Below are 14,928 nucleotides of genomic sequence, written 5' to 3' on the forward strand. Positions count from 1 at the left end.
GGCCCCACCGGGGTGAAGAGCCTCAGCAGCGCCCGGCCGCCGACCGCTTCGAGTGGACCGGCGTCGCTGGCACCGGCCCTGGGGCCGAGATCCTCGGCACCCCGAAGACCGCGCTGGAACTGGGGGCACGCTCCTGGTCACGGGACGGGCTGCCTGACCGACGCGTTGCCGTACCCGGCCCCCGCCCCACAGCCGCAGCAGCCCGCACAGCCCGTGGCGAAGAAGGCGCCCGGCCGACACCGGAAGCCCTGACCCCCAGTGCGGGGAAGAGGGGCCCCACTCCGACTACGGTCAAAGCGGGGGGACAGACGAGTCGGCCTGTACGCCGGGTTCTGTCGCCCGGAGACCTCGCGGTCGCCGGGGAGACGGCCATCCATCTAGGACCGGCGTTGCCGCCGGCCTCGTGCGGTCTACCCGCGAACATCGGGCGGGCAGCCCTCAAGCGTTCGCGCAGACCCGTCCGGGGACGGATCCTCTTGACCTTGCTCCAGGTGGGGTTTACCTAGCCGCCTGAGTCACCTCAGGCGCTGGTGGTCTCTTACACCACCGTTTCACCCTTACCGAGGGCCGAAGCCCCCGGCGGTCTGTTTTCTGTGGCACTGTCCCGCGGGTCACCCCGGGTGGGCGTTACCCACCACCCTGCCCTGTGGAGCCCGGACGTTCCTCGGCGGGATCCGGGGATCCCGACGCGGCCGCCCGGCCGACTCGTCTGTCGTGCCGACCATGCTACCGGCTGTCCGTGGCGGCTTGACCTTGACGCAGCGGCAGGGTTTCTACTGAAGGGCATGCGGATCGGAGAGATCGCCGCGCTCGTCGGGGTCACCACCCGGGCGATCCGGCACTACCACCATGTCGGGCTGCTCCCGGAGCCGGAGCGGCGACCCAACAGATACCGGACCTACACCGTCCGCGACGCCGTCCTCCTGGCCCGCGTGCGCCGGCTCACCGAGCTGGGTCTGGGCCTCGACGAGGTGCGGGACGTCCTCGCGGACGACGCCGGGCGGGAGCTCGGCGAAGTCCTGGCCGAGCTGGACGCCGACCTCGCGCGGCAGGAGGCCGAACTGGCCGGGCGCCGCAGGCGGCTCGCGGTCCTGCTCGCCTCCGGGCCGGGGGAGGGGGAGCCCCTCTCGCCGGCGCTCGCTGCGCTGCTGGCCGAGGTCCCGCCCACCGGCTCCCCGGCCGCCGCCAAGGACCGCGAGCACCTCACCCTGCTCGACGCATCCGGCGCCGGCGGCGAGGAGCTCTACGCCCTGCTCGGACCGCTCGCCTCGGACCCGGCCGTGCTCGCGCTGTACGAGCGGCTGGACGAGCTGGCCGAGGCCCCCGCCGGCGATCCCCGCATCGCCCCCCTCGCCGCGGAGATGGTGGCGGCCGTGCCCGACGCCGTCTTCGACGCGATCCCGTCCGACGGGCCCGTCGTGGCCGGGCTGGGGGAGGCGCTGCTCGCCGAGTACCCGCCGGCGCAGGCCGAGGTCGTACGCCTGGTCATGCGGGCCTTCGTGGAAAGGGGCCGGAGATGACGGGCCTCCGCGCCGCCCGGACGGCGGCCGCGGTGGTGATACCCGGCGAGCTGGTCCTCGTACTCTGCCTCGTCGCCGGGGTGCGCGTGCCCGGGTGGGCGCTCGCGGCCGCCGAGGCGGCCGTGCTCGGGGTGCTGCTGCTGGAGGGCTGGGTGCTGGGCCGGCTGTACGCGCGGACCCGGTCCTGGCGCGAGACCGTGCGGGCCGCGGTCCCGGTCCCGGTGCGGCAGCTGCTGCTGCACGAGGTGCGGGCGGTCGGCTCCCTCGGGCGGTGGGCGCTGCGCCGCGAGCACGGCGTGGGCGCGGGCGACCGTGCGGCTCCGTACACCGGGCCGCAGACGGCCATGATGTACGGACTGCTCTTCGTGGCGGTGGTCGAGACCGTCGGGCTGGCCGTGCTGGTCCCCTGGCCCGCCGTGCACCGCGTGGTGCTCGTCCTCGACGTGTACGGGGTGGTGATGGTGCTCGCCCTGCACGCCGCCTGCGTCACCCGCCCGCACGTCCTGCGGGCCGACGGGTCGCTGCGGATCCGCTACGGGGCCCTGTTCGACCTCACCGTCCCGCCGGACGCGGTGGTCTCGGCGCGGGTGGAGCACCGCTTCCCCGAGGGGCGGCTCGTCACCCTCTCCGGTGACGGGGTGCTCGACCTGATCGTCGGCGGCCAGACGACGGTCACGCTGGAGCTGAACCGCCCGCTGGACTTCCGCCGGCCGCTCGGGGCCCGCGGCCGGGCCCGTACGGTCCGCTTCCACGCCGACGACCCCCGCGCGCTGGTGAGCGCACTGCGGCAACCCGCACCCCCGTGACGGGCTGCCGCACTGCGTGGGGACCCTCCGGGGGGAGGAGGAGTCGTACGCCGAGCGTGGCAAGCCGGCCCGGAACCTGTCTTGTACAAAACGGCCCCCAACCCCCACGGGGGGTCAGGCCCGCGGGGGCGGCAGCAGCACGCTCGTGATGCGGCCCGGCACCCGGTCCAGCGCCGAGCCCGGCGGCAGGCCCCCGCGGAGCAGCGCGAACCGCGCGGGCGGCAGCCCCGTCATGGCCTTCACCTCCCGGCCCAGGTGCGCCTGGTCGTGGTAGCCGCAGGCGGCCGCCACCTCCGCCGGCGCCGCACCGGCCGCGAGCCGGCGCAGCGCGTGCTGGAGCCGGAACAGCCGGGCCACGGCCTTGGGCGGCAGCCCCACCTCCTCGCGGAACCGGGCCCGCAGGCGGCGGGCGCTCCAGCCGGCCTCGGCGCCGGCGCGGGCCAGGGCGCCCGGCCCGCTGTCGGCCCACAGCCGGGCGAGCGCGCCGCGCACCTCGGGGGCGGCCGCCGGACCCCGGTCCAGGCGGGCGGCGAGGACGGAGTCGAGCAGGTCGAAGCGGGCGCCCCAGCCGTCCAGGGCCTGGAGCCGCTCGGCCAGCTGCCGGCCGCCGGGCCCGAACACCTCGGCGAGGTCCACCAGGCTCTCCCCGAAATGGGCCATCGGAACGCCGAACAGCCGGTACGCGCCGAGCGGGCTCATGTTGACCTCCAGCCCGTGCACCGCGCCCGCGTGCATCCCGATCACGGGGACCGTGCCGGGGCCGGCGACCAGGGCCCGCGGGGCGGCGGCGGGCCGCAGCCGGGCGGAGGCGGCCTGGCCGCCGCGGCTCACCCACAGGCCCTCGTCGAAGGTGAAGACGAGGGTGACGAAGCCGGTGGGCAGCTCCAGGCGCCGCCGGGGGGCGGGGAAGCGGGTGTGGAAGCCGGTGTAGCCGAGGACGTGCGGACGCAGCACGGCGGCGGGCCGGCGCGCGGCGCCGGCCGGGGCCCCGGCGGGGCGGGGTCCGCCGGGCAGGTCGACGGCAGCCAACTCCGCTCCCTCCCGAGGCGCTCGCGCGGCGGGGGACACCGCCGGGTGCGCAGATGATGGCAGACCCCCCGCGGCGCAGGCCATACCCGGACGCACCGCCCGGAGCACCCCGCCGGCCCCCGTTCGCGCTCCCGCGCAACGCCGCGCCGCGCCGCGCCCGCCGCGCCGGCGCCGCACCTGGCCTACACCGGGGCGAAGAGGACCTTCGCCGTGCCCGGGTCGGCGTGGGTGAGGCGCACCCGGATGCGGTCGCCGAGCGGCAGGCCGGCGTGCCCGGACTCGACCCGGCCCACCACCGCGGGGTCCTCCAGGTGGACGGTCCCGACCAGCGGTTCGTGTTCCTTGACGTCGATGACCGTCGCCTCGAAGGTCTCCCCGACGCGGTCCTTGAGCAGGGCCGCCTCCACCAGGTCCACGCATTCCCGCTCGACCGCGTTGGCCAGCCGGCTGCCCTGCGCCATCTCCTGCGGCAGCGCCTCCAGCGCCTCGGCCGCCCACGCCGGCGGCTCCGCCCCCGCCACCGCCGCCAGGCACAGCTCGCCGGCGTAGCGGTCGACGAGCCGCCGCAGCGGGGCGGTGCAGTGCGCGTACGGGGCCGCCACCGCCGCGTGCAGGGCCGGGTCCGGGGTCCGGCCGCCGGTGAACGCCGTGTACCCGGCGCCGCGCAGCAGGGTGGTGCACTCCTGGAGGAACGCGGCGTGCGCGGGGACGCGCGGGTCCAGGGAGCGTACGAGCGCCGCGTACGGGACGTGGTGCGGCCACTCGATCCGCAGGGCCTTCGCCGCGCGCCGCAGCCGCCCGACCGCGCCGTCGGGGGCGGCGGGCAGGGTGCGCAGGATGCCGGTGCCGGCGGCGAGCATCAGGTCGGCCGCCGCCATGCCGGTCATCAGGGAGATCTGGGCGTTCCAGCCGTCCGCCGGGAGGGGGACCCGGTAGGCCAGGCTGTACGAGCCGTCCCGCGCGACGACCTCCTGCTCGGGCACGTTCAGGGAGATGCCGCCGCGCTCCGCCTCCAGGGCCTCGCGCAGGATTCCGATCTCCTTCAGCAGGGCCACGGAGGGCTCGGCGGTGCCCGTGTCGACGGCCTTCTGGACGCCGGCGTAGTCGAGCCTGGCCCGGCTGCGCACCAGGGCCCGGCGGACGTCGGTGGTCTCGACCCGGCCCTCGGCGTCCAGGTCCAGCCGCCACACGAGGGCCGGACGGGTCCGCTCGGGCAGCAGGCTGGCCGCGCCCTCGGAGAGCACCGGCGGATGCAGCGGGACCTTCCCGTCGGGGAAGTAGAGGGTGGTCACCCGGCGGTGGGCTTCGGCGTCGAGTGCGCCGCCGGGGTCGACGAAGGCGGCGACGTCGGCGATGGCGTAGTGGACGCGGTAGCCGCCGGTGGATCGTTTCACCAGGTGCAGGGCCTGGTCGAGGTCCACGGAGGACGGCGGGTCGACGGTGAAGAAGGGGAGGCCGGTCATGTCCTCGGACGGCATCCGGGGAGCGGCGGCCGCCCGCCCGGCCTCGGCGAGGACCTCGGCCGGGAAGGCCGCGGGCACGCCGAGGCGGATCCGCAGGTCGCCCAGCGCGGCGCGCAGGACCGCCCCGTCCGCTCCGGCCATGTGCATGTGACGGCGTGGCATGGACCGAGCCTAGGCCCTGCCCGGCGGATCCGCGCGGGCCCGGACCCGGGGGCGGGCCGTCTACCCTGGCTCGGGGGCCGCACCCCCTGCGCCGCGTCGTATGAAGGAGAACCACCGTGCTCGTGCTGCTGCCGCCCTCCGAGGGAAAGGCCGCCGGCGGCTCCGGCGCACCGCTCGATCCGGCGTCCCTGTCGCTGCCGGGGCTGGCCGGCGCGCGGGCGGCCGTACTGGAGGAGCTCGTCGAGCTGTGCGCGGGGGACGAGCTGAAGGCGCGCGAGGTGCTCGGGCTCAGCGAGGGCCTGCGCGGGGAGGTCGCGAAGAACGCCGCACTGCGGTCGGCGCCCGCCCGCCCGGCCGGGGAGGTCTACACCGGGGTGCTCTACGACGCCCTCGACCTGGCGGGGCTGCCGGCGCCCGCGCGGGAGCTGGCCGAGCGGACGCTGCTGGTGTTCTCGGGGCTGTGGGGCGCGGTGCGGGTGACGGACCGGATCCCCTCCTACCGGTGCTCGATGGGCGTCAAACTGCCCGGGCTGGGTGCGCTGGGCGCTTACTGGCGTACGCCGATGGCGGAGGTGATGCCCGGGGCGGCGGGGGACGGGCTGGTGCTCGACCTGCGCTCGGCGGCCTACGCGTCCGCGTGGAAGCCGAAGGGCGAGCTCGCGGGGCGGACGGCGACGGTGCGGGTGCTGCACGCGCAGATCGTGGACGGCGTGGAGAAGCGGTCGGTGGTGAGCCACTTCAACAAGGCCACCAAGGGCCGCCTGGTACGCGACCTGCTGCTGACCGGCGCCGTGCCGGCGTCGCCGGCGGAGCTGGTGACGGCGCTGCGGGACCTGGGGTACGTGGTGGAGGCCGAGGCGCCGGCGAAGCCGGCCAAGGCGTGGTCCTTGGACGTGGTGGTCTCCCACATCCACTGAGCCCCTTCTCCTTCGTGACGCGCCGCTCGGCCCCGGGGGGGCCTCCCCGGCGTGGCGCCGCTGCGACGGGCGGCGCGTCACGGAGGCGGGGCGGTTACCGGCCCAGGGGCCAGGCCACTGCCGCCGGGGTCTGGTCCGCCGCACCCGCGTACTGGGCGCAGGCGTCCGTGAGGGTCTCCAGGAGCGTCAGCGGGTCCGGCAGCGGGTGGCGCACGTCGCGCAGCCAGCTCACCGCGTGGTCGCCCGGGAGGGCCGCCGGGGGGAGCAGGACGTAGCTGCCGCGGCAGTGCCAGCGCAGGCCGGGGTGTTCGTCCATCGTCTCGGGGTGGCAGTCCAGTTCGCAGGGCCACCACTCGTCCTCGTCCTCCGGCGTCCCGCGGGTCGCCGTGAAGAAGAGCATCCGGGCCTGGTCGCCCGTCCCGCCGGACTCGGCGACGGGGCCGACCTCGATGCCGGCGGCCAGCAGGCGCTCCAGCGCGCTGCGGCCGGCCTCCAGGGGGACGTCCAGGACGTCGTGCACCATGCCGGTCGCGGTGATGAAGTTGGCCTGGGGCTGGGTGCGGGCCCAGCGCTCGATCTGCGCGCGGTCGGTGGTCGACTGGGTCTGCCAGGCGAAGGAGACCGGGTGCCGGGCGGGGGTGGGACAGCCGATGCGGTCGCACGAACACCGGTAGCCGGCGGGGTGGGCGGCCGGGGCGACCGGCAGGCCCGCGGCGGCGACGGCGACCAGGAGGGCTTCGCGCTCCTTGCCGGGGTCCTCCGGGGCGGGTTTCGAGCGGCGGCGCAGCCACTGCGCGATCCTGCTCTGCTCGCCGCGTTTGACGCGGCCGGATCCAGACCCCATCTATCCCCTACCTCACCGTTGCCCCGGCAGACCGTTCCATGGTCCCACCATCGGGAGCACCGGGTGACCGCACCCCCCGATCGGACTCCTCGACCGAGTTCCCCACATAACCGCATCATCCGGCCATATGGTTCCCGGCCATGCTGCTGTCACCGGCCCGCCGGCCGCCCCGCGGTGACGTATCCCACGCCGCCCAGCACCGCGTCCACCAGCGCGTCCGCGTACGCGTGCGTCAGCGGCGCGGTCCGCATGAGCCACCGGTACGTCAGCGGGCCCACCAGCATCTCCACCACCAGTCGTAGGTCGGTGTCCGCCGGGAGCTGACCGGCCTGCTGGGCGGCGCGCAACCGCGTCTCGTACAGCGCGAGCTGGGGTTCCAGCAGCTTCTCGGTGAAGCGGGCCCCCAGCTCCGGGTCGGCCGCCCCGGCGGCGGTCAGGGCGCGCGCGGGCGCCTCGTACCGGGCGTCGCCGAACTCGTCGGCCGTGGCGCGCAGGACGGCCTTCAGGTCCGCCGCGAGGTCCCCGGTGTCCGGGAAGCCGCTCCAGCCGCCGTCCGTGCCCGCCTCCCCGGCCAGCGCCAGTGAGGCGTCCAGCAGCACGGCGGCCTTCGAGGGCCACCAGCGGTAGATGGTCTGCTTGCCGACTCCCGCGCGGGCCGCGATGGCCTCGATGGTCAGCTTGTTGTAGCCGACCTCGCCGACCAGTGCGAGCGCGGCGTCGAGGATGGCCCGCCGGGAGCGGTCGCTGCGGCGGGTGGCGTCGGGGGACTTGTTCACCGGTCCAACGTACCAAGCCGGTCCGAGACGTATCGTCTTTCAGCCGTTGTGGTAAACCACCCGATCAGTTCACTGCGCGGTCCCCTCGGAGGGGGGACGATTCTCTCGGCACACGCACCACACCACGTGTCCGCAGTCAGTCGTGAGGAGCCTTCTTTGCGCAGAGACGCCACACCCCGGCGCTACCTGATGTGCCCACCCGCACACTTCAAGGTCACGTACTCCATCAACCCGTGGATGGACCCCGCGAAACCGGTGGACCTGCCCCTCGCACTCGCTCAGTGGGAAGACCTGAGGGACCGCTACCTCTCCCTCGGCCACACCGTCGAGACCCTCGACCCCGATCCCGGCCTGCCCGACATGGTCTTCGCCGCGAACGGGGCCCTCGTCGTGGACGGCCGGGTGCTCGGCGCCCGCTTCGCCTATCCCGAACGCGCGGCGGAGGCGGAGATCCACCTCGACTGGTTCCGCGCGCACGGCTTCGCGGACGTCCACGAGCCCTCCCACGTCAACGAGGGCGAGGGCGACTTCGCGGTCACGGCCACCTACATCCTGGCCGGCCGCGGCTTCCGCTCCAGCCCGCTCTCCCACGACGAGGCGCAGGAGTTCTTCGGCCGCCCCGTCATCGGCCTCGACCTGGTGGACCCGCGCTACTACCACCTGGACACGGCCCTCTGCGTCCTCGACGGCGACGAGATCATGTACCACCCGCCGGCGTTCTCCCACGGCAGCCAGGCCGTCCTGCGCAGGCTGTTCCCGGACGCCCTGCTGGTGGAGGCGGCCGACGCGGCGGCCTTCGGCCTGAACTCGGTCTCCGACGGGCGGCACGTGCTGCTCCCGCAGGCCGCGACGGGGCTGCTGGCGCCGCTGCGCGACCGGGGGTTCGAGCCGGTGCCGATGGACCTGGGCGAACTGCTCAAGGGCGGCGGCAGCGTGAAGTGCTGCACCCAGGAGCTGCGGCCCTAGGGGGACACAGGGCTCAGCGGGGGTCGGCGGGCGGCCACTGCTCGCCCCACTCGACGTCCCGGGCCGCCTTGTAGAGGTCGCCGTGGCGCTTGGTGACGGTGGCCCGGGACAGGCCCGCCTCCCGCGGACCGCACAGGTCCAGCAGGACGAGCCCCTTCCGGATCTGCGGCCTGCGCGTGATCCGGGAGGGGACCGGTGCGACGGGGAAGCGGGTCGCCGCGACGTAGCTGAACTTCTCGTCCTCGTACGGCAGCGACCCGCCCTTGACCTGCCGGTGCAGGGAGGAGCGGCTGACCCGTGCCGAGAAGTGGCACCAGTCCTGCCCGACCTCGATGGGGCAGGTCCCGTCGTGCGGGCAGGGCGCCGCCACCGTCATCCCCGCCGCGATCAGCTGCTCGCGGGCCTCGCGGATGCGCAGGTACCCCTCGGGGGTGCCCGGCTCGATCAGCACCACCGCCCGGCCCGCGCGGGCCGCCTCGGCGACGACCGCCAGGCGGGCCTGCGCGGTCAGCTCGCCGAGCACGTACGACACCGTCACCAGGTCCGCCTCGGGCAGGCTGATCCCGCTGCCGATGACGGCCCTGCGCCACTCGGCCGCGCGCAGCACCCCGGAGGACGAGCGCCCCGCCAGCTCCTTGCCGAGCGCCAGGGCCGGCTCCGCCCAGTCCAGCACCGTCGTCTCGCGGGGCCCGTCCCAGGTGGCGTCCACCGCCCAGGTCGCGGCCCCCGTCCCGCCGCCCACGTCCACGTGCGAGCCCGGCGCCCAGTCGGGGGCGGCCGTGGCCAGCCCGTCCAGGGCGGAGCGTACGGCTTCAAAGGTGGCCGGCATCCGGTACGCCGCGTACGCCGCGACGTCGGAGCGGTCGCGCAGCACGGGAGCGTCGGTGGGGGTGGTTCCCCGGTAGCTGGAGATCAGGCGCTCGACGGCGGCCGTAGCCTGCTTCGGCGGGAGCCCGTCGAGCAGCCCGGCGAGGGCGCTGCGGAGGGTGTCGGCGGTGGTGGGGGCGGGGGCGGCGTTCACCTCCGAAGTTTACGGCGCCCCGGGCGCGCCGGACGCGGGCGGTCCGGACGACGCGGGCGGGCCCACCGGTGCTTCCGCCGCGGCCGAGGCTCCCGGCGCGGCCATGGCCTCCCGTGCGCGCCAGGGCCGGCACATCCCGAGGAAGCAGGCCACCGCCAGCAGCGAGCAGCTCAGCTGGACCAGCGCCATCGGCACCGCCGTGTCCTCGCCCGCGATGCCGACCAGCGGCGAGGCGACCGCCCCGACCAGGAACGAGGAGGTGCCCAGCAGCGCGGACGCCGACCCGGCGGCGTGCGGGGTGCGCATCAGGGCCTGCGCGTTGGTGTTGGGCAGCACCAGGCCCATCGCCGACATCAGCACGAACAGCGCGGCGGCGACCGGAACCAGCCCGGCCTCCCCGAACACCCCGGCCGACATGAGCAGCAGCGCGACGGAGGCGGCGGTGATGACCGCGAGCCCGGCGGCCAGCGCCTTGTCCAGGCTGACGCGGCCCACCAGCAGCTTGCCGTTGACCTGGCCGACCGCGATCAGCCCGACGGAGTTCAGGCCGAACAGCAGGCTGAAGGCCTGCGGGGAGGCACCGTAGATCTCCTGCACGACGAAGGGCGAGGCGGAGATGTACGAGAAGAGCACCGCGAAGGCGAAGCCGCCCGCCAGGGTGTAGCCGGCGAAGACCCGGTCGCCGAGCAGTCCGCGCATGGTGCGCAGCGCGGCACCCACCCCGCCGGTCTGGCGGCGTCCGGGCGGCAGCGTCTCGCCGAGGCTGCGCCACACCAGGAGGGTGAGGGCGAGGCCGACGGCGGTGAGGACGAGGAAGACCCCGCGCCAGTCGGCGAAGCGGAGCACCTGGCCGCCGATGAGCGGGGCGATGATCGGGGCGGTGCCGGATATCAGCATCAGGGTGGAGAAGAAGCGGGCCATCTCCACCCCCTCGTACAGGTCGCGGACGACGGCCCGCGCGATCACGATGGCGGCCGCCCCGGCCAGGCCCTGGAGCAGCCGGAAAGCGATGAGCAGCTCGGCGCTCGGGGCGAGGGCGCAGATCGCGGTGGCCAGGACGTAGACGGCCATCCCGGTCAGCAGGGGCCTGCGGCGTCCCCACTTGTCGCTCATCGGGCCGATGACCAGTTGGCCCAGCGCCATGCCCGCGAGGCAGGACGTGAGGGTGAGCTGCACGGTCGCGGCGGGGCTGCTCAGGGCGGCGGTGACCTCCGGCAGGGCCGGCAGGTACATGTCCATGGACAGCGGGGGGAGCGCGGTGAGGCCGCCCAGGACGAAGGTGACCAGCAGCCCGGTGCGGCGCGCCGCGGCCAGGGGGGCGCGGGTGGCGGGGTCGGCGGGGGACTTCGGGGACGACGGCTCGGGCGACGGTCCCGGTGAGGAGGCCGTCGAAGGGCCACTCTCCGACATGCGGAACTCCAGTCTTTTGATCTGCTTTATGCACCCCTGACCGACCCATGCTCTCAGCTGTCGGAACGTCCCGGGCCGGATGTCCGCTGTGACGTACTCTGCGGCCCCATGAGCGCACCCGTGAAGAAGATCGCCGTAGTGACCGGAGCCGGTTCCGGGATCGGCCGCTCCGTGGCCCTGGCCCTGGCCGGCGCCGGCTGGTCGGTCGCCGTGGCCGGGCGCCGCACCGAGCCCCTGGAGGAGACGGCCGCGGCGGCCGGAGCGGGCGCGGACGTGCTGCCCGTACGGGCCGACGTGAGCGACCCGCAGGACGTGGCCGCGCTGTTCGCGGCGGTGCGGGAGCGGTACGGGCGCCTCGACCTGCTCTTCAACAACGCCGGCACCTTCGGCCCCGGGGGCGTCCCGCTGGAGGACATCGCGTACGAGGCCTGGCGCCAGGTGGTGGACGTCAACCTGACCGGCTCCTTCCTGTGCGCGCAGGCGGCGTTCCGGATGATGAAGGAGCAGGACCCGCAGGGCGGCCGGATCATCAACAACGGCTCCATCTCCGCCCACGTGCCGCGCCCGAACTCCATCGCCTACACCGCGACCAAGCACGCCATGACCGGCCTGACCAAGTCCCTGTCCCTGGACGGGCGCCCCTACCGGATCGCGTGCGGGCAGATCGACATCGGCAACGCGGCGACCGAGATGACCGAGCGCATGCAGACCGGCATCCTCCAGGCCAACGGACAGCTGGCGGTGGAGCCGGTGATGGACGCCGCCGACGTGGCCCGCACCGTGCTGCACATGGCGGAGCTCCCGCTGGAGGCCAACGTCCAGTTCGCGACGGTCATGGCCACCGCGATGCCGTACATCGGGCGCGGCTGACCGGACCCGATGACGGATCATGGCCGCATGACCGATACCGAGACACTGCGTTACACGGCCTTCTCCGAGGACCCGGAAGGAGGCAACCCGGCCGGGATCGTCCTCGACGCCGCCGGCCTGGACGAGGCCGCCATGCTGGGGATCGCGGCCCGGCTCGGCTACAGCGAGACGGCCTTTCTGACCGCCCCGCCGGAGGGGCTCGGGGGCGAGCCCGGCCGCGCGTTCACGGTGCGGTACTTCAGCCCGAAGGCGGAGGTGCCGTTCTGCGGGCACGCCACCGTCGCCACCGCCGTGGCGCTGGCCGAGCGCATCGGGCCCGGGGACCTGCTCTTCGCCACCCCGGCCGGAACCGTCCCGGTCACCGTCACCGCCGAGGAGGGCCGGCTGCGGGCGACCCTGACCAGCGTCGCCCCCCACACCGAGGAGATCGCCGCGGCCGACCTGGCCGAGGCGCTGGCCGCCCTCGACTGGCCGCGGGCCGACCTGGACCCGGCGTTCCCGCCGCGGATCGCCTTCGCCGGAGCCCGCCACCTGGTGCTCGGCGCCGCCACCCGCGCCCGGCTCGCGGACCTCGCGTACGACTTCCCCCGGCTGGAGGCGCTGATGCGGCGCCTGGACCTGACCACCGTCCAGCTGGTGTACCGGTCGGGCCCGGCCGAGTTCCACGTACGCGACCCCTTCCCGGTCGGCGGCGTCGTGGAGGACCCCGCCACGGGAGCCGCCGCGGCCGCCTTCGGCGCGTACGCCCGCGAGCTCGGCCTGGTGCCCGAGCAGGCGGAGCTCATCCTCCACCAGGGCGAGGACATGGGCCGCCCCGGCACCCTGACCGTGACCCTCCACGCGGCCGACCCCCGCGTACGGGTCGGCGGCGCGGCCGTCCGGATCCCCTGACGGGAGCTCGCGCGAACGGCCCGGCCGCCTTCCGCGGGGGAAGGCGGCCGGGCCGTCGGGTGTGCGTACGGGTCAGTCCCGGGCGGGGCCGCTCGCCGACGCTGCCGGAGCCGCGGTCGCGGCCGGGGAGGCCGAGGAGCGGCCGGAGCGGGCCGGGAGCAGGAAGAGGGCCAGGACCACCGCCAGGTACAGGCTCCACACCGTCAGCTGGAGCACCGTCGGGTCCGGCTGGAAGTTGAAGACGCCCTTCAGCAGGACGCCGTACCAGCTGTCCGGTGCGATCACCCCGCTGATGTCGAAGGCCCGGTCGCGCAGGCCGCCCAGGAAGCGGGCCTCCTGGAGGTCGTGGACGCCGTACGCGAGGACGCCCGCGGCCACGATCACCAGCATCCCGCCGGTCCACTGGAAGAACTTCGCCAGGTTGATCTTCAGCGCGCCCCGGTAGAACAGCCAGCCCAGGACGACGGCGGTCGCGATGCCCAGCAGGACGCCGATCAGCGGGGCCGAGGAGCCCTCGCCGCTCGCCCGCACCGACGCCCACACGAACAGCGCCGTCTCCAGGCCCTCGCGGCCCACCGCCAGGAAGGCGGTGGCGACCAGCGCACCGGTGCCCATGGCGAGCGCCGAGTCCAGCTTGCCGTGCAGCTCGGCCTTCAGGTGCCGCGCGGTGCGCTTCATCCAGAAGACCATCCACGTCACCAGGCCCACCGAGATGATCGAGAGGCTGCCGCCGAGCAGCTCCTGCGCCTCGAAGGTGAGCTCCTGCGTGCCGAACTCGAGCAGTGCGCCGAAGGCGAGCGAGATGCCGCAGGCGATCCCGATGCCGAGCCACACCGGACGCAGGGCGGCCCGGTTGCCGGTCTTGACCAGGTACGCGACGAGGATGCAGACGACCAGGCTGGCCTCCAGCCCCTCGCGCAGGCCGATCAGATAGTTGCCGAACACGGCGTTTCCTCTCCGGCGGGGACTACGCGAACAGCGTCCGGCCCCACCAGTCGTCCTTGTCGCGGACGCCCGGCGGGACGGCGAAGACGGCCGAACCCACGTGCTGGATGTATTCGTTCAGGACGTCCGACTTCGCCAGCTGCCGCTGGATCGGGATGAAGCCCTTGCGGACGTCGCGCTGGTAGGCCAGGAAGAACAGGCCCGCGTCGAGCCGGCCCAGGCCGTCGGTGCCGTCGGTGAAGGAGTAGCCGCGGCGCAGGATCATCGCCCCGTTGTTGCTGTCGGGGTGCGCGAGGCGCACGTGCGCCTCCGGCTTCATCGCCTTCAGGAACGGCTCGTCGCGCTCCTTGGACTTGCCCACCGGGGCGCCCTCGCCCTTGTCGCGGCCGAAGATGTCCTCCTGCTCCTGCAGGGGGGTGCGGTCCCAGATCTCGATGTTCATCCGGATGCGCCGGGCGACCAGGTACGAGCCGCCGGTCAGCCAGTCGCTGCCGTCGCCGGCGCCGACCCACACGTGCTTGTCCAGGGCGGCGGTGTCGGTGCCCGAGATGTTCCGGGTGCCGTCCTTGAAGCCCATCATGTTGCGCGGGGTCTGCTCGTCGGGGGTCGTGGACGAGGTCTTGCCGAAGCCGAGCTGCGACCAGCGCACCACGGTCTTGCCGAAGCCGATGCGGGCGAGCTGGCGGATGGCGTGCACCGCGACCTGCGGGTCGTCGGCGCAGGCCTGCACGCACAGGTCGCCGCCGGAGCGGGCCTGGTCCAGGTTGTCGCCGGGGAAGAGCTCCAGGTCCACCAGCGCCTCGGGGCGCTTGCCCTCCAGCCCGAAGCGGTCCTTGGCGAACAGGCCGGGGCCGAAGCCGATGGTCAGGGTGAGGCGGGAGGGCTTGAGGCCGAGGGCCTCGCCCGTGTCGGTGGGCGGGGCCTCGGGCGCGCCCTCGTACACGTCGCCGACCGGGTGCCCGGCCGTCATCAGCCGGGCCGCCGCCGTCCAGTCCTTGAGGAGCTTGACCAGTTCGTCGCGGCTCTTCGTCTTCACGTCGAAGGCCGCGAAGTGCAGCCGGTCCTGGACGGCGCTGGCGATACCGGCCTGGTGCTCGCCGTGGAAGGGCACGGCCGCCCCGGCGGAGCCCGCCGGGGAGATGTCGGAGCCGCTGCCGAACGCGGCGACGGCACCGCCGGCCGCGGCCGCGCCGACCGCGAGGCCCGCCCCGCCCCAGCCGAGTACGGAGCGGCGCGAGGGCGCGCCCGCGGCGCCCGTGGTCTCTTCCGACACCTGGTCGGTCATGGTGGATCTCCCGCCTCTGCCTG

Annotated in this window: 14 protein-coding genes and 1 other RNA gene; 6 read left to right on the forward strand and 9 right to left on the reverse strand. The window is 74.8% G+C overall.

The features are described 5' to 3' along the window. Nucleotides 1-305: 305 nt before the first annotated feature. Nucleotides 306-708, reverse strand: an RNA gene (gene rnpB, locus AB0D45_RS16975) — RNase P RNA component class A. 77 nt (nt 709-785) lie between these two features. On the opposite strand from rnpB, the gene AB0D45_RS16980 reads away from it, so the two are divergent. Both AB0D45_RS16980 and AB0D45_RS16985 read left to right on the forward strand, forming a co-directional pair. Continuing rightward, the gene (locus AB0D45_RS16980) at nt 786-1,520 is read left to right on the forward strand and encodes a MerR family transcriptional regulator (protein WP_362459495.1); all 735 of its coding nucleotides are present in this window, start codon (nt 786-788) and stop codon (nt 1,518-1,520) included. Further along, nucleotides 1,517-2,326 carry a hypothetical protein gene (locus AB0D45_RS16985; RefSeq protein ID WP_362459498.1) on the forward strand — a complete coding sequence of 270 codons (810 nt, stop codon included), beginning with the start codon at nt 1,517-1,519 and terminating at the stop codon, nt 2,324-2,326. Before AB0D45_RS16980 ends, AB0D45_RS16985 begins: the two co-directional genes overlap by 4 nt. Before the next feature lie 114 nt (nt 2,327-2,440). Here AB0D45_RS16985 and AB0D45_RS16990 read toward each other — a convergent pair whose 3' ends face one another. Both AB0D45_RS16990 and AB0D45_RS16995 read right to left on the reverse strand, forming a co-directional pair. Beyond that, on the reverse strand, nt 2,441-3,355 hold the full coding sequence (locus tag AB0D45_RS16990) for a helix-turn-helix domain-containing protein (protein ID WP_362459501.1): 915 nt from the start codon (nt 3,353-3,355) through the stop codon (nt 2,441-2,443). 182 nt (nt 3,356-3,537) lie between these two features. Next, entirely contained in the window at nt 3,538-4,980 is a 1,443-nt protein-coding gene (locus tag AB0D45_RS16995) for an RNB domain-containing ribonuclease (RefSeq protein WP_362459504.1), read from the reverse strand. 116 nt (nt 4,981-5,096) lie between these two features. On the opposite strand from AB0D45_RS16995, the gene yaaA reads away from it, so the two are divergent. Continuing rightward, nucleotides 5,097-5,897: a peroxide stress protein YaaA gene (gene yaaA / locus AB0D45_RS17000; protein WP_362459506.1), complete on the forward strand. Its 801-nt coding sequence runs from the start codon at nt 5,097-5,099 to the stop codon at nt 5,895-5,897. A 94-nt stretch (nt 5,898-5,991) separates the two neighbouring features. Here the strand turns inward: yaaA and AB0D45_RS17005 are convergent, their stop codons facing one another. Then, nucleotides 5,992-6,741, reverse strand: a complete 750-nt coding sequence (locus tag AB0D45_RS17005) for a bifunctional DNA primase/polymerase (RefSeq protein ID WP_362459509.1) — start codon at nt 6,739-6,741, stop codon at nt 5,992-5,994. 149 nt (nt 6,742-6,890) lie between these two features. Continuing rightward, nucleotides 6,891-7,517 carry a TetR/AcrR family transcriptional regulator gene (locus AB0D45_RS17010; RefSeq protein ID WP_362459512.1) on the reverse strand — a complete coding sequence of 209 codons (627 nt, stop codon included), beginning with the start codon at nt 7,515-7,517 and terminating at the stop codon, nt 6,891-6,893. Nucleotides 7,518-7,643: 126 nt separating this feature from the next. Between AB0D45_RS17010 and ddaH the strand changes: the two genes are divergently transcribed. After that, nucleotides 7,644-8,483, forward strand: a complete 840-nt coding sequence (ddaH, locus tag AB0D45_RS17015) for a dimethylargininase (RefSeq protein WP_361609061.1) — start codon at nt 7,644-7,646, stop codon at nt 8,481-8,483. A 13-nt stretch (nt 8,484-8,496) separates the two neighbouring features. On the opposite strand, the gene AB0D45_RS17020 is transcribed toward ddaH, so the two are convergent. After that, complete coding sequence (locus tag AB0D45_RS17020; RefSeq protein ID WP_362459515.1) at nt 8,497-9,504, reverse strand: small ribosomal subunit Rsm22 family protein; 1,008 nt, start codon at nt 9,502-9,504, stop codon at nt 8,497-8,499. Between the two features lie 9 nt (nt 9,505-9,513). Next, a complete protein-coding gene (locus AB0D45_RS17025; RefSeq protein WP_362459518.1) occupies nt 9,514-10,914 on the reverse strand; it encodes a multidrug effflux MFS transporter in 1,401 nt (466 codons plus the stop codon). A gap of 108 nt (nt 10,915-11,022) precedes the next feature. Here AB0D45_RS17025 and AB0D45_RS17030 point away from each other — a divergent pair, with 108 nt between their 5' ends. Together AB0D45_RS17030 and AB0D45_RS17035 are read left to right on the forward strand one after the other, a co-directional pair. After that, complete coding sequence (locus AB0D45_RS17030; protein WP_361607335.1) at nt 11,023-11,784, forward strand: SDR family oxidoreductase; 762 nt, start codon at nt 11,023-11,025, stop codon at nt 11,782-11,784. 27 nt (nt 11,785-11,811) lie between these two features. Further along, complete coding sequence (locus tag AB0D45_RS17035) at nt 11,812-12,675, forward strand: PhzF family phenazine biosynthesis isomerase (RefSeq protein ID WP_362459521.1); 864 nt, start codon at nt 11,812-11,814, stop codon at nt 12,673-12,675. A gap of 72 nt (nt 12,676-12,747) precedes the next feature. On the opposite strand, the gene efeU is transcribed toward AB0D45_RS17035, so the two are convergent. Together efeU and efeB are read right to left on the reverse strand one after the other, a co-directional pair. Further along, entirely contained in the window at nt 12,748-13,620 is an 873-nt protein-coding gene (gene efeU, locus AB0D45_RS17040; protein WP_362459524.1) for an iron uptake transporter permease EfeU, read from the reverse strand. Between the two features lie 22 nt (nt 13,621-13,642). Then, nucleotides 13,643-14,905 carry an iron uptake transporter deferrochelatase/peroxidase subunit gene (efeB, locus tag AB0D45_RS17045; RefSeq protein ID WP_361607326.1) on the reverse strand — a complete coding sequence of 421 codons (1,263 nt, stop codon included), beginning with the start codon at nt 14,903-14,905 and terminating at the stop codon, nt 13,643-13,645. Nucleotides 14,906-14,928: the final 23 nt, after the last annotated feature.

Source organism: Streptomyces sp. NPDC048352, from assembly GCF_040651895.1.
In the GTDB taxonomy this organism is placed as follows: domain Bacteria; phylum Actinomycetota; class Actinomycetes; order Streptomycetales; family Streptomycetaceae; genus Streptomyces.